We start from the raw sequence: 18849 nt of genomic DNA, 5'->3' as shown, positions 1-18849 counted from the left end.
CCCGAGTCCCCGGACGGACCGCCCGGGCGTTCCCCGGCGGATTCGCCCTCGCGACGCGGGCCGGGGAAGGGCGGCGGGGCGGCGGCCCCGGCCGGGGGCGCCCCGGGAGCGGGCGGGCCCGCGGGGGCGCCCCACGGCGGCGCGCTTCCGGCCGCCGCCGGGGCGGGCGGCGGCCCCGGGACGCCGGCGGGCGGCCCCGCGGGAGCCGGAGCCGGAGCGCCCGATGCCGCGCGGTCCGCCGCTTCCTGGAGCCACTGCGGCGGCGTGAGCAGGAAGGACGTGGCGTTCAGGTCGATGCGCTGCCCCTCCTCGGGCGCGGGGGCGGCGGCGGACCGCGCCCCGTACTCCGCCTCGTACCGGCGGATCACCTCGCTGACCGGCAGCGCCGGCCACAGCGTGGTGTCCCCGCTGTCCCGCGCGATCACCAGCTTCCCGCCGCCCGCCGGGGCCCCGGCCGCGTCCTCGGCCCAGGCCACGAAGCCCAGGTCGAACTCCCGCACCCGCACCTCGCGGACGGGCGCGCCCTCCACGGGCACGGGCGAGCCGTTGACCCACCGCTCGGCGCGCTCCTGCGCCTGTGCGAACGTCACCATGGCGCTCAGCCCTCCCCCGGAACCGGAACGGGAACGACGCGGGCGAAGCCCCCGTCCACCATCAGCTTCGCGACCGTCTCCAGCTCCGGCGGATTCCCCGCCAGCCGGAGCAGGAACGCGTCGAAGTCCTCGCCGCAGGGCAGCAGCAGATCCGCCACCCGCTGCTCGACGGTCAGCCCGTCGCGGTCCGCGGCGTCGTCGTACGGGCACAGCCAGACCGAGCCCGCCTCCGCGCCCCTGGCCTTCAGCGCGACGATGCCGCCCTGCACGAAGGCGATGCCCAGGTAATCCTTGGTCAGGTGGTCCCGCAGGCACTTGTTGATGTACACGAGGTCGTTGACCGCCGCCTCCTCGCGGAGCGTGAAGAACGGCTGGTCCAGCAGCAGCCCCAGCTCCGCGTCGAGGCCGACCCCGACCGGGGCGCAGCCGCCCGCGGCCTTCAGGAACGACCGGTACGCCTCGGGCAGCCGGTACCCCAGCCGCTCCTCCGCGGCGCGCACCCGGTCCTCCTCCACGGCGACCCGGTGCGGCACGGCGAAGTGCACCGGCTTCGGGTCGGCCAGGGGGCGCGTGCCGCGCTTGTGGTGGTCGACGGCCGCGGTGGCCACGCCGCCGTGGTGCCGCAGCAGGGCCTTGACCTCGGCCGGGACCAGTTCGAGGCGGCGGGTGCGCGCGACGTGGTGCCAGGTCCAGCCGTGCGGCGTGGCGACGGGCGGGAGGTCGGCCCACAGCTCGTGACCCGCGGCGTGCAGGGTCGCGTTCGCCGAGACGTAGTCCGTCAGGCGCAGCTCGTCCACGCCGAAGCCCTCGGGGGGCTCGGCGATGTCCGCCGCGGCTCTCGCATACGGCGAGAAATCAGGAAAACCGTCCTCGTCGACTCTGATGCCCTGCGGAAAACGGGCCGCCCGCACCGGGTCGGGAAACTGCACGACCTGCCCGGCATAGGCCCTGTTCGGTGGCGCGGCCTGCTGCCCGAGCCGACCTCTCGTCATGGCGGTACGCCCCCTGCTGTAACCTCTCGCTGTCGCACGACAGCCTATGGGGTGCGCCTGCGGGTGGCACGATCGAGCACGTGATATCGGATATCCACGGCCAGCCGCCGGGCGATCCCCGCCATCGACGGGACCCCGGACCGGTGCCCCCCGTGCTCCTGCACCGCCGCGACGGCATCCTGCCGACGACCGCCGCCGCGCTGTCCCTCCCGGCCCTCGGCCAGACCCTCACCGGCACCGCGAGCCGCGCCGCAGCCGTACCCGACCTGCACCCGGTCGTCCAGGAGATCCTGGACGGGCTGGGTACGGCGCAGCGCGAGCGGCACCTGGGGCGCTGCCCCGAGCCGGCGCTGCTCTCCCGCTGCCTGGCGGAGGCCGGCGCGGGCAGCGTCGCGGACGCGCGGGGCGCGCTCGCGGACGCCGGGATCACCACCCGGCACATCCGCGAGGACGGGGACCCGCAGCACGGCGCGTACGCCCCGCACTGCCGTTCCTGCGACGTGCTGCTCGCCCGGCTCGGGGTCCGCAGCGTCAGCGGGGCCCACACGGAGGCGTGGGGCGTCCCCGTCCTCGTGGACGCCCTGGCGACCGGCGCGCCGTGGTCCTCGGGCACGGTGGACCAGGCACTGATGGCGGCGGGCTGGGTGCCGGGGCGGCAGCACGCGGCGCTGGCGGAGCACTGGGCCGACGCGCTCAGCACGCACCGTTCGCCGCACGGGCACCCGCACGCGCTCTTCCCCGCGGCCTTCGAGACGTGGGCCGAGCTGGGCGAGCTGACGCTGGGCCCGGCGGGGCCGGGCCAGGCGTACGCGGCGACGGGCGTCGTCATCGACCCGCTGCGTGGCCTGCACTGGGCGCGCACCCTCGGCGAGCTGGGGCGGGCGCTGGGCACCGAGCTGTGCCCGCTGGGCGAGGAGGGCGGCGGAACGGCCCTGCTGGCCATCGACCGCGAGGCCCGCCTGTACTGCGTCGACCACACCGGCGACTGGTACCTCGGCCCGGACGTCCTCACCGGCCTCACCACCCTCCTGACGGGCGCCCTCCCGCACCGCTTGGTGCCGCCGGACGAGGCCCTGTGAGGCCCCGGCCCCCTGGGCCGCCGCTCCCGGCCGGCGGGCCGCGGCCGAAGCCTCGCCCGGCGAGCGCCCTCGGCGGGCCGCCCACCGCGCGCTCGCGCTTCCGGCCGGTGCGGACCGCGGTCCGCACCGCGCGCGGCGGCGCGAAGTGTCCCGCAACGGAACGGCCCTGGCGCCCGCCGGGGAACTCCGGGCCCGCGCGAGGGCTGATCCGATCCGGCCCGGGAGCGCGGGCGACGGCGGGCAGCGGCCCGTCGGGGAAACGGCCTTGGCGGGCCGACCGACCGAGGCGTCCCGGCCCGGTGACCGCCTCCGGAGGCGCCACAGCCGCGCCCTGCGCCCGGGCCGGGGCCGTCCTGGCGGTGCCGTCCTGATGCCCGGGGGCCGGCCGGGAAGGCGGTCGGGGCGAGGCGCCTCAGGCCGCCGGGGTCTCCGCGGAGCGGATCGCGGTGCGGTAGGCGCGGGCGGCGGCGCGGAGGGCCGTTTCGGGGTCGATGCCGGCGGCCTCCGCCTCGGCGGCCAGGGCCAGGAGGCGGTAGCCGTACCCGCCGTCGGCCGTGCCGGTGGGCAGCGGGACGGAGAGGCCCGCGGCGCGGGCGCGGCCGGCGAGCTTCGCGGCCAGGGCCAGCCCCGGCTGGCCCAGCGGCACCCCGTCCGTGACGGAGGAGCGCCGCTTCTCCGCGGCCTTCGTGCGCAGCCACAGCTCCTTGACGTCCTCCGCCGTCTCCGCCCGCGCGTCCCCGAAGACGTGCGGGTGGCGGTGGATCAGCTTGGCGACGATGGCCCCGGCGACGTCGTCGATCCCGAAGGGGTCCTCCGCGTCCTGCTCCGCGATCCGCGCGTGGAAGACGACCTGGAGCAGCACGTCCCCCAGCTCCTCGCGCAGCTCGGCCCGGTCCCCCGCCTCGATCGCCTCGATCAGCTCGTACATCTCCTCCAGCCCGTACCGGGCGAGGTCGGCGTGCGTGCGCGTGGAGGCCCACGGGCAGGCCAGCCGGATGCGGTCCATCACCTGGACGAGGTCCAGCAGTCGCGCGCCCGGCAGGTCGTAGGAGCCGGGCAGCAGCTCCAGGTGCGGCAGCGGCGTGCCGCGCCCGGCCAGCGCCGCCAGGCCGTCCGTCAGCGCCGGCTCGCCGTCCGCCGCGGCGAGGACCACGACGCAACGCCCGCCCGCGCACCGCCCCGCCAGGCCCGCCGCGTCCGGCAGCGGCCCGGCCTCGACGGCGACGCCCGCCTCCTTGACGTACGGCAACTGCGGGTGCCCTGGGTCCCGGCACAGCACCGCGTCGGCCGCGCGCAGCGCCTGCCACGCGGGCCAGGACAGCAGGCCGGGGGCCACCCGGTGGGTGGTGGTCAGCAGGACGATCCGGCCTTCGGCGCTCACCCGTCGAGCGTAACCGGCTGCCCCGGACCCTCGTCACCGGCGTCCGCCTCGCGCAGCCACGGCGCGGGCTCGTCGGAGAGCCAGGAGATCTCGCTGTCCCAGTCGCCGTAGCGGGGGTTGACGTCCACGCCGATCTCCTCGGCGGTCTCGGCCAGCGCGGCGGCCATGTCCTGCCGCGTGGTCGCGCCGATCCGCTGGGCGAGCCGCTGGTACAGCAGCTGGCCGCGGATCGTCTGGTCGATCTGCTCGTCCCCGGCCATCGGGATGCCCACCTGGGGCGTGAGCGCCGCGCGCTCCAGCGCCTCGGCGCCGCCCACGGCGCGCTCGGAGCGCTCGCGCTCCTCCTGCACGTCGCGGCGGGAGACGGAGACCCCGGCCTCCTCGGCGGCGGCTTCGAGCAGGCGGAGCTGGACGAGGTTGGCGACCGTGTCCCGGGTCAGGGCGCCGCTGGCGGCGATGAGCTGGTCCCCCTCGGGCAGCTCCCGCTGCGCGTCGCGGACAGCCTCCACCTGGGCCTGGACGCTGGCCACGGTGATCCGCTCGTCGCCGACCACGGCCGCCGCGCCGGGGTGCGCGTCGGTGGAGCAGCCGGTCAGCAGCGGAGCGGCGGTGGCCGCCAGCAGGGCGGCGGCGGTAACGGACAGGGCTGACGTGCGGCGCTTCACTGGGCCACTCCCGAGGGTGTCGGGTCGGTACGCGGGATGCCTCGCGATCTCTGACGCCCGATCTTATGCAGCGCCGCGGGGGCGTGTCAGCACTGCGTCGCGCGCCGGGGCGCGAGCTCCGGCCGCCGGGCCGGGTCCGCCCCGGCGCCCGCTCATCCCTGCGGCGCCCCCTCCGCGAGCCTCCTGATGACGGGCGCCACCCGGGTCGTTCCCACCCGGTACAGGCCGCCCGCCCCGCGCTGGATCAGCCGCCGCATCGCGCCCGAACCGGCGCGCCCCGCCTGCCCGTCGGGCAGCGGCTGCCCGCTCAGCCCCAGGCCGTGCCGCCCGAGCAGCCCCTCCAGGTAGTCGGGGGCGTTCTGCGGCGTGTAGAACGGCCGCACCCGCGGCAGCGCGGCCCGCGTCCGGAGCTGGGCGACGCGCGCCCGGGCCGGGCCGAAGGGGTCGCGCTGCCCGATGCCGTGCTCGGTGGTCCAGGAGTACCCGGGCCGCGGCACCAGGCCCTCGTCGAGCTGCGCGAAGGAGGCCAGCGCGCCGGAGGAGACGAAGAAGTGGTTGCCGTGCGCCTCGCGGATGCCGTAATCGGTGAGGATCGCGGTGGGTATGCCGCGCTGCATCGCCTCGAAGGCCGCCGTGGAGCTGAGCGTCACCAGCAGGTCGGTGCGGTTCAGCACCTCGGCCATCGAGCCCTCGGCGAGGCCGAGGTTCGGGGGCCGGTCCCCCAGCGCCTCGAACAGGTCCCGGAACGCGTGCCGTTCGGGCCGGGTGCCCGTCTCCCCGGCGCGGGTGCGCGGCTTGATCAGCACCTGGCGTTCGGGGTGGCGCAGGGCGTGGCGGCGCAGCTTCTCCACCAGCCCGGCGCGGGCGGCGGGCGAGGCGGGAACGGTCGGCTGCACGGCGAAGCACACGGTGAACGGACGCTCCCCGCGCGCCACGGCCGAGGGGTCGTAGCGCGGGCCGCCGAGGAAGGGCAGCCCGGCCTCGACCACGCACTCCTCGTCCACGCCCGCACCCCGGTACGCCTCGCGGAAACGGCGGGCGTCGTGCGGGCTGTTGGCCAGGACCAGGTCGGCCCCGGCGCGCAGCAGCAGGCCGTCCACGAGGTTTTCGTATACGGCGCCCGCGTAGCCGGTGATGACGACGGGGCGGCGGGAGCCGCCGTCCCAGGCGGCCCCCAGGCTGTGGAGGAGCGCGAGGGCGGTGCCGCCGAGGGTGCCGAGGACCAGCAGGTCGGCCTCGGCCACGGCCGGGTCGGCCAGGGCCTCGGCGACGGTGACGACCCGGCTTGTGTCGGGGAGGACGCCGGCGTCCTCGATCTGGCGGGGGGCCGGGGTGGTCGCGCAGGACAGCAGGCGGGCGTCCAGCGCGTGTCCGGGGGCGATCTTGCGGGCGGTGAGGGCGGCCCACCGCCACCGGCTGTCGGAGTCTGCGATCACGGCGGCGCGAGGCACAGCGCTTCCCATTCGCCTGAATCCCTTGGGTCGAGAGCGGAAGAGCGGAGGTGAAAGGAGAGGTGAAAGGCAGGGGGAGGGGAGTGAAGGGGGGTGAGGGTGGGCCCGCGAGGGGAGGCCCAGACTACCGCGCGTGGTGGGGTGCCCCGCGCCGGGTGGCGGTCAACGGCCGTGCGCGGTAGGGGCGTTGAGCGCCCGCGGTTGTTCGTGGAACGTCCGCGGCGGTCGTGCGCCGGGCGCCGATCCCCTAGGGGGCGGCCCCGCCTCCCCCTGGTGTGCGGCTCGTCCTGGCGGGGGACGAGGCGCCGGCCTCCGCTGCCTACTCTGGTGCGGTCGGTGACGTCCGGCGACAGCCTTGGCCAACGGCGCCGGGCGGCCGGCGCGGAGAACGCGGAGAACGCGGAGAAGGGAAGAGGGAGACGACGTGACGACGGCTGTAGAGGTTCCGGCGACCGGGGGCAGCGGAGGACGGACAGCCGTGGCGGCCCGCGCCGAGGCCCTGGTGAAGTCCTACGGCAGCGGCGAGACCCGCGTCCTGGCGCTGGACGAGGTGAGCGTGGACGTCGAACAGGGCGTGTTCACCGCGATCATGGGCCCCTCGGGCTCGGGCAAGTCCACGCTGATGCACTGCCTGGCGGGGCTGGACACCGTCACCTCCGGGCGGATCTGGGTCGGGGAGACCGAGATCACCGGCCTGAAGGACAAGAAGCTGACGCGGCTGCGCCGCGACCGGATCGGCTTCATCTTCCAGGCGTTCAACCTCCTCCCGACCCTGAACGCCCTGGAGAACATCACCCTCCCCATGGACATCGCCGGCCGCAAGCCCGAGAAGGAGTGGCTGGAGCGGGTCATCGCCACCGTCGGCCTGGCCGACCGCCTCAAGCACCGCCCCGCCCAGCTCTCCGGCGGCCAGCAGCAGCGCGTCGCCGTGGCCAGGGCCCTGGCCGCCCGGCCGGCGATCATCTTCGGGGACGAGCCGACGGGCAACCTCGACTCCCGCGCCGGCGCCGAGGTCCTGGGCTTCCTGCGCCGCTCCGTCGACGACCTGGGCCAGACCATCGTCATGGTCACCCACGACCCCGTCGCCGCCGCCCACGCCGACCGCATCGTCTTCCTGGCCGACGGCCGGATCGTGGACGAGATGCGCAAGCCCACCGCCGACGCCGTCCTGGACCGGATGCGCGGCTTCGACGGGCAGGGGCGCGTGTCGTGACCGTCCTCAAGACCTCCCTGCGCAGCTTCTTCTCCCACAAGGGGCGGATGCTGCTCTCCGGCATGGCGGTGGTGCTCTCGGTCGCCTTCGTCTGCGGCACCCTGGTCTTCACGGCCACCATGAACACCACCTTCGACCGGCTGTTCGCGGAGACCGCCTCCAACGTCATGCTCGCCCCCGCCGAGGACGAGGACCGCTCCGCCTTCGAGGACAACCCCACCTCCGGCGTTCCCGACACCGTCCCGGCCACCGTGGCCGGGGAGGTCGCCGCCGTGGAGGGCGTCGAACGGGTCACCGGCACCGTTGCCTCCACCAGCCCGGTGGCCGTGGACCCCGAGACGAACGAGAACATCGGCCCCACCACCGGCGCCCCCACCGTCGTCACCAACTGGTCCGACGTCGAGCTGCGCTCCATGGAGATCGCCGAGGGCGAGGTCCCGGGCGGTCCCGGCGAGGTGATGCTCGACGGCGACACCGCAGAGGACAGCGGCCTGGGCGTGGGCGACCGGCTGCGGCTGATCACCGTCTTCGGCACTCACGACGCGACCATCACCGGCATCGCCGACTTCCTGGTCACCAACCCCGGCGCCGCCATCGTCTACACCGACCTGGCCACCGCGCAGGAGATCCTGCTCGGCGGCGAGGAGGCGTTCACCACCGTCTACGTCGACTCCACCGGCGCGGTCACGGACGAGGCCCTGCGGGACGCCGTCGCCGCGGTCGTCGGCGCGGACACCTATAAGCTCCAGACGGCCGCCGAGTACATCGAGGAGAACAGGGACGAGATCGGCGAGATCCTGTCGATCATGGAGTACGTCCTGCTCGGCTTCGCCGGGGTCTCGCTCCTGGTGGGGATCTTCCTCATCGTCAACACCTTCTCGATGCTCGTCGCCCAGCGCACCCGCGAGATCGGCCTGATGCGGGCCATCGGCGCCAACCGCCGCCAGATCAACCGCTCGGTGCTCACCGAGGCCCTGCTGCTCGGCCTCCTCGGCTCCGCGGCGGGTTTCGCCGCCGGCATCGGCCTGGCCGTCGGTCTCATGCGGCTGATGTCCCTGCTCGGCATGAACCTGTCCACCTCCGACCTCACCGTCGAGTGGTCCGTGCCGGTCACCGGCCTCGTGCTCGGCGTGATCGTCACCCTGCTCGCCGCCTACATCCCCGCCCGCCGCGCCGGGCGGATCAGCCCCATGGCGGCGCTGAGCGACGCGGGCATGCCCGGCGATGTCCGCGCCGGTCGCGTCCGGGCCGCGGTGGGGGCGTCGCTCACCCTGGCCGGCCTTGCCGCGCTCGCGGGAACGGCCTCGGCGGAGGACGCCGCGGGCGGCTCGGGCCTGCTCGGGCTCGGCGTGGTCGCCAGCCTCGTCGGCCTGATCCTCGTCGGGCCCGCCCTGGTCGGCCTCGTGGTGCGCGGCATCGCCGCCGTGCTGCTGCGGATCTTCGGGCCCGTGGGCCGCCTGGCCGAGCGCAACGCCCTGCGCAACCCGCGCCGCACCGGCGCGACCGCCTCCGCGCTGATGATCGGCCTCGCGCTGGTCGCGGGCCTGTCCGTGGTCGGCTCCTCGATGGTCGCCTCGGCCACGCAGGAGATCGACGAGTCCCTGGGCGCGGACTACATCGTGCAGACCGCGAACTTCCTGCCGATCCTGCCCGAGGCGGCCCAGGCCGTGGACGGGGTCGAGGGGCTGGCCCGGGTCACCCCGTTCACGGAGGCCGAGGCCGACGTGACCACGCCGGACGGCGCGGCGCACGAGGTCAGGCTCGGCGCGGCGCCCGCCGACTACGCCACGGACATCCAGCTGGACGTGCTGGAGGGCGACGTCGCGGACGCCTTCGCGGACGGCGGGATCTCGGTGGACGACGCCTTCGCGGAGGACGAGGGGGTCGGGGTCGGCGACGAGCTGACCGTGGCGTTCGCGGACGGGGAGACGGCGACGCTGACCATCGGCGCGGTCGTCTCCGGCGACAGCGCCTTCTACCCGGCCTGGTACGTCTCCCAGGACACGCTGGAGGCCAACGTCCCGGCCGAGGCGCTGCCGCTGCCCCTGATGCTGCTGGCCACGGCCGAGGACGGGCGGCAGGACCAGGCGCGGGCGGCGCTGGACGCGGCGATGGAGCCGTTCCCGCAGATGGAGGTCCGCGACCAGTCCGAGTTCAAGGAGCTGATCCAGGACCAGGTCGGGCAGCTCCTGTACATGGTCTACGGGCTGCTGGCCCTCGCGATCGTCGTGGCGATCCTGGGCGTGGTCAACACGCTGGCCCTGTCCGTGGTCGAGCGGACCCGGGAGATCGGCCTGATGCGGGCGATCGGGCTCTCGCGGCGGCAGCTACGGCGGATGATCCGGCTGGAGTCGGTGGCGATCGCGCTCTTCGGCGCGGTGCTGGGGCTGGCCCTGGGCCTGGCCTGGGGTGCGGCGGGCCAGCGGCTGCTGGCGCTGGAGGGGATGCCCGTCCTGGAGATCCCCTGGCCCACCCTGATCTCCGTCTTCGTCGGCGCCGCCCTGGTGGGCCTCCTCGCCGCCCTCATCCCCGCCTTCCGCGCCGGCCGCATGAACATCCTGACGGCGATCGCGACGGACTGACCCGGGCGGGGGCGCCGTCCGGCCGGCCCGCGCCGGGCCCGTGCCGGCCGGCGCCGCGACCGGCGGCCGGGGGGCCGCCGGTCGCGGCGGTCACATGGGACGGCCGCCTGCCCGGAGGGCGGGCTGGCCCGGCAGGGCAACGCCCGCGGTAGGGCCGCCGGGCAGGACGACCGAAGGCCGACCGGGCTGGGGCGCTGCCGGGGCGGGCGGCCGGACCCGCCGCGAACGCCCGCCCGGCGGGGCAAAGCCCGCCCGGCAGGGCAAAGCCCGCCCGGCAGGGCAAAGCGGGGCCCGAGCCGCCGTCACGCGGCCCGGGCCCCGCTGGTGAGCCGGGGCCGCCGGTCATGCGGCCCGGGCCCTGACCCTTCTGGTCGGTCCTGCCTGCCTCCGGGCCGGGGCTTCCCCTTCCGGGCCAGAGGCGACGCGACGTGGGGCCGGCGTTCCGAGCCGCCGCCGGCCGCCACGTTTCACCACCGGCCCGCGGCCGGATGGTGACCCCTCCCCGCCCCGGGCGGTTGTGAGCACGACACCGGGACGGGGAGGGGCGTGGGAGGGCGGTCCGGCCGCCGCCGCGGCCGGACCGCGTCGCTCAGGAGCAGCCGTTGAGGATGCTCGAGAGCGCGCTGCGCTCGGCCGAGTCCACGGACAGGCCGTAGTAGTACTTCACCTGGACCCACGCACGCGCGTAGACGCAGTGGTACGAGGAGCGCGGCGGCATCCACGTGGCCGGGTCCTGGTCGCCCTTGGCCTGGTTGACGTTGTCGGTCACGGCGATCAGCTGAGGCCGGGTGCGGTCGTTGGCGAACTGCTGGCGGCGGGATGTCGACCAGGAGCCCGCGCCGGAGTCCCACGCCTCCGCGAGCGGCACGAGGTGGTCGATGTCCACGTCGGAGGCGGCGTACCAGGTCGCGCCGTCGTAGACCGAGTACCAACGGCCGCTGACCGCCGCGCAGTTGGAGTCCGTCACGACGTTCGTGCCGTCGCGCTGGAGGATCACCTCGCGCGTGTTGCAGTTCCCGTACTGGGTGGTCCAGTGCGGGAAGAGGTCGCGGTCGTAGCCCGTGCGGTTCTCGGTGCGCACCGGTAGCTGGGAGAGGTAGGAGCGGGCCGTCGAGGCGCTGACCGGGGTGGGCAGCGCGGCGTGGGCGGCGGGGCCGGTGAACAGCGTGGCGAGGGTGATGAGGCCGGTGAGGGACGCGAGGAACGCCAGGCTGCGACGCGCGTAGAAACCGCGCCGGGGCGTGCCGGATCTGCGCAGGTGGAACACGCGAACTCCCTTGGTGTGGGGGCGACTTCGGCTCGGCGGGGGCTGGGGGGCCGCCGCGCTGGCCATGGTGGCGACGGAACGTTTCAGCGCGGGGTGCGCCAGGTAACGGTTCGGGGGCATGGACACGTCATCGCGGCGCGGGAGGGCGCGCGGGGCCGCCTGCGCGGGAGGCGTGCGCCGGCGTTGTAATAGAGGGGCGCACGGGACGCCCGGGGCCGGGCGACGGCGCAGGCGCCGCAGACGGTGCGGAGGGCGCAGGAGGGAGCGCGCGATGGCCAGGAACCGGGAGCACGGGTACGAGGTGACCGTCCGCTGGACGGGGAACACGGGCGGGGGAACGTCCGCCTACCGCGCGTACGCCCGCGACCACGAGGTGACGGCCGGCGGCAAGCCGACCATGATCCTGGGGACCGCGGACCCCGCCTTCGCCGGGGACGCCGAGCGCTGGAACCCCGAGGAGCTGCTGATCGCCTCGCTCTCCCAGTGCCACATGCTCAGCTACCTGGCGTTCTGCTCGCTCAAGGGCGTGGTCGTCACCGGCTACGCCGACAGCGCGCGCGGCACCATGACCGAGCAGGCGGGCGGCAGCGGCCGTTTCACCGAGGTGGTGCTCAGCCCGGTGGTGACGGTGGCGGAGGCCGGGATGGCCGAGGCCGCCGCCGCGCTGCACGAGGACGCGCACCGGGCCTGCTTCATCGCGAACTCCGTGAACTTCCCCGTCCGCCACGATCCGCGCGTCGAGGTCGAGGGGGCGTGAGGCCGGCCGGGGTCACGGCCGCGCCCGCGCGCCCCCCGCGCGGGCGCGTACCCTGGACACCCCCGGCCCGCGGCGCGTGCCGGGTGATTCGCGTTGCCCGCCGCCCCGCTCGCGGCGGCCGGGCCGCGCCGCAGCCGCCCCCCGCCCGTCCGCCCGCCCGAGCCACCGGAGGGAACGCCCATGAGCCTCCACGGCCTCCTCGACGCCGTCGCCCACGAGCCCGCCCTCGCCGAGGCGGTCGCCGCGGCCGGCGGCGAACGCCGCCACCTGGACCTGGTCGGCCCCCCGGCCGCCCGCCCCTTCGCCGTCGCGGCCCTGGCCCGGCGCGCCGGGCGGCCCGTCCTCGCCGTCACGGCCACCGGCCGCGAGGCGGAGGACCTGGCCGCCGCCCTCCGCTCGCTGCTGCCCCCGGACGGCGTGGTGGAGTACCCGGCCTGGGAGACCCTGCCGCACGAGCGGCTCTCGCCCCGCGCCGACACCGTGGGCCGGCGGCTGGCCGTGCTGCGCCGCCTGGCGCACCCGCGCTCCGGCGAGGACCCGGGGGCCGGGCCGGTCTCCGTGGTCGTCGCTCCCGTGCGCTCCGTGCTCCAGCCGCAGGTCAAGGGCCTGGGCGACCTGGAGCCCGTGTCCCTGCGCGGCGGGCAGAGCGCCGACCTCGCGGACGTCACGGGGCGGCTGGCCGCAGCCGCCTACGCCCGCGTCGAACTGGTCGAGAAGCGCGGCGAGTTCGCCGTCCGCGGCGGCATCCTGGACGTCTTCCCGCCGACCGAGGAGCACCCCCTGCGGGTGGAGTTCTGGGGGGACGAGGTCGAGGAGATCCGTTACTTCAAGGTCGCGGACCAGCGTTCCCTGGAGGTGGCCGAGCACGGCCTGTGGGCCCCGCCCTGCCGCGAGCTGCTCCTGACCGAGGAGGTGCGCCGGCGCGCGGCTGCGCTGGCCGAGCACCACCCCGAGCTGAACGAGCTGCTGGGGAAGATCGCCGAGGGCATCGCCGTGGAGGGCATGGAGTCGCTGGCCCCGGTGCTGGTGGACGACATGGAGCTGCTGCTGGATGTGCTGCCGGCCGGGTCCATGGCCGTGGTCTGCGACCCGGAGCGGGTGCGGGCCCGGGCCGCGGACCTGGTGGCCACCAGCCAGGAGTTCCTCCAGGCGTCGTGGGCCGCCGCGGCGATGTCGGACACGGGCGAGGCGCCGCTGGACGTGGGCGCGGCCTCGCTGCGCGGGCTGGCCGAGGTGCGCGAGCGGGCCGCCGAGCTGGGCGTCGCCTGGTGGTCGGTCTCGCCCTTCGCGGCCGACCTGCCCGCCGCGGACCTGTCGGGGGCCGGCGCGGACGGGGCGGGTCTCGTCGGCGGCACGGGGGAGGACGAGGACCCCGATACCCTCCGGCTGGGCCTGCGCGCCCCGGAGACCTACCGCGGCGACATCGCCCGCGCCCTGGCCGACACCAAGGGCTGGCTCGCCGAGGGCTGGCGCGTGGTCTACCTCACCGAGGGGCACGGGCCGGCCGCCCGGACCACCGAGGTGCTGGGCGGCGAGGGCATCGCGGCCCGCCTGGACGGCTCGCTGGACGGGGAGATCGCGCCCTCGCTGGTGCACGTGGCCTGCGGCGCGATCGAGCACGGCTTCCTCGCGCCGGGCCTGCGCCTGGCGGTGCTGACCGAGACCGACCTGACCGGGCAGCGCACGGCCGGGCGCGAGGGCGCGCGGATGCCCGCCCGGCGCCGCAAGACCCTCGACCCGCTGACGCTGGAGGCGGGCGACTACATCGTTCACGAGCAGCACGGCGTGGGCCGTTACGTCGAGATGGTGCAACGCACGGTGCAGGGCGCCACCCGCGAGTACCTGGTCGTGGAGTACGCCCCGGCCAAGCGCGGGCAGCCGGGGGACCGGCTGTTCGTGCCCACCGACCAGCTCGACCTGGTCACCAAGTACGTCGGCGGCGAGGCGCCCTCGCTGCACCGCCTCGGCGGCGCGGACTGGACGAAGACCAAGGCGCGGGCCAGGAAGGCCGTCAAGGAGATCGCCGCCGACCTGATCAAGCTGTACTCGGCGCGGATGGCCGCCCCCGGGCACGCCTTCGGTCCCGACACGCCCTGGCAGCGGGAGCTGGAGGACGCCTTCCCCTACCCCGAGACGCCGGACCAGCTGACCACCATCGGCGAGGTCAAGGTGGACATGGAGAAGTCCGTGCCCATGGACCGGCTGATCTGCGGGGACGTCGGCTACGGCAAGACGGAGATCGCGGTGCGCGCGGCGTTCAAGGCCGTGCAGGACGGCAAGCAGGTGGCCGTGCTGGTGCCGACGACCCTGCTGGTGCAGCAGCACTTCGGGACGTTCTCCGAGCGGTACGCGCAGTTCCCCGTGACCGTCCGGCCGCTGTCCCGCTTCCAGAGCGACGCGGAGGCGCGGGCGGTGCTCGACGGGCTGCGGGAGGGCGCGGTGGACGTGGTGATCGGCACGCACCGGCTGTTCTCCTCGGAGGTGAAGTTCAAGGACCTCGGCCTGGTGATCGTGGACGAGGAGCAGCGCTTCGGCGTCGAGCACAAGGAGCAGCTGAAGAAGCTGCGGGCGAACGTGGACGTGCTGACCATGTCCGCCACGCCCATCCCGCGCACGCTGGAGATGGCCGTCACCGGCATCCGCGAGATGTCGACGATCACCACGCCGCCGGAGGAGCGGCACCCGGTGCTGACGTTCGTCGGGCCGTACGAGGAGCGGCAGATCGGCGCGGCCATCCGGCGCGAACTGCTGCGCGAGGGGCAGGTCTTCTACATCCACAACCGCGTGGACTCCATCGACCGGGCCGCGGCCCGGCTGCGCCAGATCGTGCCGGAGGCGCGGATCGCCACCGCGCACGGGCAGATGAGCGAGACGGCGCTGGAGCGGGTGGTCGTGGACTTCTGGGAGAAGAAGTGGGACGTGCTGGTCTCCACGACGATCGTGGAGTCCGGCATCGACATCGCCAACGCCAACACCCTGATCGTGGAGCGCGGGGACACCTTCGGCCTCTCCCAGCTGCACCAGCTGCGCGGCCGGGTCGGGCGGGGCCGGGAGCGGGGGTACGCGTACTTCCTCTACCCGCCGGAGAAGCCGCTGACGGAGACCGCGCACGAGCGGCTGGCCACGATCGCGCAGCACACGGAGATGGGCGCGGGGATGTACGTGGCGATGAAGGACCTGGAGATCCGCGGCGCGGGCAACCTGCTGGGCGGCGAGCAGTCCGGGCACATCGCGGGGGTCGGCTTCGACCTGTACGTGCGGATGGTCGGCGAGGCGGTGGCGGACTACCGGGCGGCGCTGGAGTCGGGCGGGGCCGGGGAGCCGGACGAGTCGCTGCTGGAGGTGAAGATCGAGCTGCCGGTGGACGCGCACGTGCCGCACGACTACGCGCCGGGGGAGCGGCTGCGGCTCCAGGCGTACCGGGCGATCGCGGCGGCGAACACGGAGGAGGACATCCGGGCGGTGCGCGAGGAGCTGGCCGACCGGTACGGGCCGCTGCCGGAGCCGGTGGAAAACCTCCTCCTGGTGGCCGGGCTGCGGATGCTGGCCCGCGCCTGCGGGGTCACGGACGTCACCCTCCAGGGGAACAAGGTCCGCTTCTCGCCCGTGGACCTGCGCGAGTCGCAGGAGCTGCGGCTGAACCGGGTCTACCCCGGGTCGGTGCTCAATCGCGCCACCGGCCAGGTCCTCGTCCCCCGCCCCGCGACCGCCCGCATCGGCGGGAAGCCCCTCACCGGCCGCGACCTCCTCGCCTGGACCGGCGAATTCCTGACCACGATCCCGGGGAGCTGACGGCCCCGCTCAGCCGGCCGTCGCTCCGCCGCCCGGCGGCGCGACAGCCGCGCGGCGAAGGCGCAGGCTCTCGGCGACGACGCTCTCGGCGATGTCGTCGCCCTCGGCCGGGGCGGCGTGGGCACGCGATCGAGCCGCGAGGACGCGGCGCACCCGCACGGCGCGGGCCACGCCCACGGAGCCGCCGCGGGCTGAGGCTCCCCCCGGATGGCCCGCGGGGCCGCGACGGCTCCAGCCTCTCCGTCGCCGGCCCCGCGGGCACCTCAGGCGCGCTCCGGAATCAGAGCGGCAGCTCCCAGGTCGCCGGGCTGGCGTCGAGGTCGAGGCCCGGCTCTATCTGAATCTCCAGGGTGGGCGAGCCCGCCGGGACGCTGAAGGCGTACTCCGCGGTGGCGGAGCGGCCGGGGGCCAGCTCGCCGTCGAAGCCGGAGCCGGTCGTCTCGTCGAAGATCTCCTCGGCGGTCACGCCGTCCGCGCCGGCCCGGGCGGTGGGCAGGATGAAGGTGATGTCGATCGGCTCGGAGCCAGCGTTCTCCACCGAGATGGACAGGCCGTAGGCATCGTTGCCCTCGGTGTGGCCGATGGCGTACTCGGTGGGCGTGTACGGCTCGACGGCCGAGACGGTGATCTGCAGGCCGTCCTCCCACTCGGCGGTCTCGCCGGCGCCGAACAGCCCTTCGTCCGTCTGCGGCTCCTCGGTCGGCTGCTCCTCGGCCGCGCCGGAGTCGCCCTGCTCGCCGCTTCCGTCCGGCGAGCCCTCCCCGGAGGGCTGCTCCTGCTCCGACCCGCCCGCGGACGAGGCTCTCTCCGGCTCGTCCTCGCTGCCGCAGGCGGTGAGGCCGGCGCCCAGCGCAAGCGTCGCTGCGGTGACGCCGGCGACGGCGAGCATCCGCGACTTCCGGGCAGCACGGCGTGAGGTGGTCATGGCCACTGGGGTCCCTCCCTGAATCGACCGCCCCCACTGGGCTGGTCGGCGCGGTCAATGAGACCATGGTCTGTGAATCGAGTCAACACTCGATCTGATGAATCGAATCGGGTTTCATGTGAATCGCTGTGGACACAGTCAGAGGGACGGGATCAATCAGTAGGGTTGATCAACACCGCGCCCAGGGAGGGGAGTCACGTGCCGGGCCAGCACAGCGACGCCGAGGTCACCGCCGCCGGCATCGCGCGCCTCGCAGGAGTCGGCCGCGCCGCCGTGAGCAACTGGCGCCGCCGCTACGAGCACTTCCCCCGCCCCGTCGGCGGCTCCGCCGCCAGCCCCACGTTCTCGCTGCCCGAGGTCGAGACCTGGCTGCGCGCGCACGGCAAGCTCGCCGAGGTCCCGCTGCGCGAACGCCTCTGGCAGCTCGTCGAGTCCGACCCCGCGGGGCCCGCCGACGCCCTGGCCCGGATCTGCGAGCAGCTGATCGGGCACGGTGAGCGCGCCCCCGCCGGGGCCGGGCCGCTGGCCGGGGCCGCCGCCGGCCTGGCCGCGGAGGCCGGCCCGTCCACGGCCTACGAGTTCCTTCTCGCCCGCCTCCTGGACACCGCCGCCGTCCGCCACCTCAGCCTCACCCCGCCCGGCGCCGCGGAGTTGATGGCCGCGCTGGCCGGCCCGGCCGAGGTGCTCTACGACCCCGCCTGCGGCCCGTGCACGCTGCTGGCCGCGGGGCACGAGGCGGCCGGGCCGGCCGAGGTGTACGGCCAGGAGGCCGACCCCGCCCTGGCCCGGCTCGGCGGCGGGCGCCTGGCCCTGCGCGGCTCGGCCGTCGCCGTCCAGGTCCGCGCCGGCGACAGCCTCCTGGCGGACGCCTTCCCCGGCCTGGCCGCCGACGCGGTCCTCACCCACCCCCCGTTCAACGAGCGGAACTGGGGCCATGAGCGGCTGGCCTACGACCCCCGCTGGGAGTACGGGCTCCCCGCCCGCACCGAGTCCGAGCTTGCCTGGGTCCAGCACGCCCTGGCCAAACTCCGCCCCGGCGGCATCGCCGTCCTCCTCATGCCCCCCGCCGCCGCCTCCCGCCGCACCGGCCGCCGCATCCGGGCCGCGCTGCTGCGCCGCGGCGCCCTGCGCGCCGTCATCGCGCTCCCCGCCGGGGCCGCCCCCCCGCACAACCTCCCGCTCCACCTGTGGGTGCTGCGCAAGCCCGGCGGAGCCGCCGCCCCCGCCCCCCGCCTGCTCGTGGTGGACACCGCCGCACACCGCCCGCCCGACTCCCGCGACGGGCTGGACTGGCAGGCCCTGCGCCACACCGTCCTCGACGCTTGGACCGCCTTCGACCGCGACGGCGACCTGCCCGAGAGCCCCGGCGTGCACCGCGCCGTCCCCGTCATCGACCTGCTGGACGACGACGTGGACCTCGCCCCCGGCCGCCACCTCCCCGCGCCCGCCGAGTCCGCCGACACGGCCACCCTCGCGGCCGTCCGCCGCGACCTGGCCGACACCCTCCGCCGCACCCAGGACCTCGCCCCCGAGGACCCCCCGCCCGGCGCCCCCCCGGGGCCCCGCTGGTCCACCGTCACCATCGGCGAGCTGGCCCGCTCCGGCGCCCTGGAGATCCACCTGCCGCCCACCGGGCAGCCCCGCCGCGGCGACGTGCTCGTCCCCCTCCTCCTCGACGGCCAGGAGGCCCCCCGGGCCGTCGAGGACGGCTGCGCCCCCCCCGACCGCCACACCGGGCTGCTGCGCCCCGACCCCGGGGCCCTCGACCCGTGGTTCCTCGCCGGCTTCCTGCGCTCCTCGGCCAACGCCCGCCAGGCCAGCAGCTACGCCTCCAGCGCCACCCGCATCGACATCCGCCGCCTGAAGGTCCCCCGCCTCGCCCTTTCCGAACAGCGCCGCTACGGACGCCGCTTCGAGGCCATAGCCGCGTTCGAGGCCGCTTTACTCCACGCGACCGACCTCGGCCGCCGGCTCATCCAGGGCACCGTGGACGGCCTCACCGACGGAACGCTTCCCCCGGGCGACTGACCGGCGGATATCATCCTCCAGCCCGGCCTTTCGAACGGAGCGCCGAGACCGCCCCCGGGAGTCGAGGAGAGCGCACATGTACGGTACGGCCCCCGCGCCCGCCTCCCCGCCGCCCGCCCCCCAC

At 75.7% G+C, this 18849-nt stretch carries 13 protein-coding genes and 2 pseudogenes; 7 read left to right on the top strand and 8 right to left on the bottom strand.

All coding sequences use genetic code 11. From position 1 onward, the window contains the following. A pseudogene (locus RM780_RS26665) lies at positions 1-593 on the bottom strand (SUKH-4 family immunity protein); the annotation flags it as partial. A 5-nt stretch (positions 594-598) separates the two neighbouring features. After that, positions 599-1585 carry an SMI1/KNR4 family protein gene (locus tag RM780_RS26660; protein WP_311633469.1) on the bottom strand — a complete coding sequence of 329 codons (987 nt, stop codon included), beginning with the start codon at positions 1583-1585 and terminating at the stop codon, positions 599-601. Here RM780_RS26660 and RM780_RS26655 point away from each other — a divergent pair. Together RM780_RS26655 and RM780_RS26650 are read left to right on the top strand one after the other, a co-directional pair. After that, positions 1549-2094: pseudogene (locus tag RM780_RS26655) on the top strand (YwqJ-related putative deaminase); the annotation flags it as partial. The gene RM780_RS26660 and the pseudogene RM780_RS26655 overlap by 37 nt on opposite strands. Before the next feature lie 63 nt (positions 2095-2157). After that, positions 2158-2664, top strand: a complete 507-nt coding sequence (locus RM780_RS26650; protein ID WP_394813090.1) for an SUKH-3 domain-containing protein — start codon at positions 2158-2160, stop codon at positions 2662-2664. 412 nt (positions 2665-3076) lie between these two features. On the opposite strand, the gene RM780_RS26645 is transcribed toward RM780_RS26650, so the two are convergent. The 3 genes from RM780_RS26645 to RM780_RS26635 form a co-directional block, all read right to left on the bottom strand. Further along, complete coding sequence (locus RM780_RS26645) at positions 3077-4045, bottom strand: nucleoside triphosphate pyrophosphohydrolase (RefSeq protein WP_311633468.1); 969 nt, start codon at positions 4043-4045, stop codon at positions 3077-3079. Then, positions 4042-4710 (bottom strand): SurA N-terminal domain-containing protein, encoded by a 669-nt coding sequence (locus RM780_RS26640; RefSeq protein ID WP_311633467.1) that lies wholly within the window; start codon positions 4708-4710, stop codon positions 4042-4044. Before RM780_RS26640 ends, RM780_RS26645 begins: the two co-directional genes overlap by 4 nt. Positions 4711-4862: 152 nt before the next feature. Further along, positions 4863-6173, bottom strand: a complete 1311-nt coding sequence (locus RM780_RS26635; RefSeq protein WP_311633466.1) for a glycosyltransferase — start codon at positions 6171-6173, stop codon at positions 4863-4865. 412 nt (positions 6174-6585) lie between these two features. Between RM780_RS26635 and RM780_RS26630 the strand changes: the two genes are divergently transcribed. Together RM780_RS26630 and RM780_RS26625 are read left to right on the top strand one after the other, a co-directional pair. After that, positions 6586-7374 (top strand): ABC transporter ATP-binding protein, encoded by a 789-nt coding sequence (locus tag RM780_RS26630; RefSeq protein ID WP_311633465.1) that lies wholly within the window; start codon positions 6586-6588, stop codon positions 7372-7374. Next, complete coding sequence (locus RM780_RS26625) at positions 7371-9956, top strand: ABC transporter permease (RefSeq protein WP_311633464.1); 2586 nt, start codon at positions 7371-7373, stop codon at positions 9954-9956. The genes RM780_RS26630 and RM780_RS26625 overlap by 4 nt, the downstream gene beginning before the upstream one ends. 589 nt (positions 9957-10545) lie before the next feature. On the opposite strand, the gene RM780_RS26620 is transcribed toward RM780_RS26625, so the two are convergent. Continuing rightward, positions 10546-11343, bottom strand: coding sequence for an HNH endonuclease family protein (locus tag RM780_RS26620; RefSeq protein ID WP_311633463.1), 798 nt, complete (start codon positions 11341-11343; stop codon positions 10546-10548). Between the two features lie 151 nt (positions 11344-11494). Here RM780_RS26620 and RM780_RS26615 point away from each other — a divergent pair, with 151 nt between their 5' ends. After that, entirely contained in the window at positions 11495-11980 is a 486-nt protein-coding gene (locus RM780_RS26615) for an OsmC family protein (RefSeq protein WP_311633462.1), read from the top strand. Positions 11981-12160: 180 nt separating this feature from the next. Then, positions 12161-15772: a transcription-repair coupling factor gene (mfd, locus tag RM780_RS26610; RefSeq protein ID WP_311633461.1), complete on the top strand. Its 3612-nt coding sequence runs from the start codon at positions 12161-12163 to the stop codon at positions 15770-15772. A 9-nt stretch (positions 15773-15781) separates the two neighbouring features. Here mfd and RM780_RS26605 read toward each other — a convergent pair whose 3' ends face one another. Both RM780_RS26605 and RM780_RS26600 read right to left on the bottom strand, forming a co-directional pair. Beyond that, positions 15782-15949, bottom strand: coding sequence for a hypothetical protein (locus tag RM780_RS26605; protein ID WP_311633460.1), 168 nt, complete (start codon positions 15947-15949; stop codon positions 15782-15784). 103 nt (positions 15950-16052) lie between these two features. Further along, entirely contained in the window at positions 16053-16697 is a 645-nt protein-coding gene (locus RM780_RS26600) for a DUF4352 domain-containing protein (RefSeq protein WP_311633459.1), read from the bottom strand. A 198-nt stretch (positions 16698-16895) separates the two neighbouring features. On the opposite strand from RM780_RS26600, the gene RM780_RS26595 reads away from it, so the two are divergent. Continuing rightward, positions 16896-18725, top strand: a complete 1830-nt coding sequence (locus tag RM780_RS26595) for an N-6 DNA methylase (protein ID WP_311633458.1) — start codon at positions 16896-16898, stop codon at positions 18723-18725. Positions 18726-18849 lie beyond the last annotated feature (124 nt).

Origin of the sequence: Streptomyces boetiae (assembly GCF_031845405.1) — a bacterium.
Classification (GTDB): Bacteria; Actinomycetota; Actinomycetes; order Streptomycetales; family Streptomycetaceae; genus Streptomyces; species Streptomyces boetiae.
The sequence above is the reverse complement of the archived record's forward strand: the minus strand, read 5'-3'. Positions and strand labels throughout refer to the sequence as shown.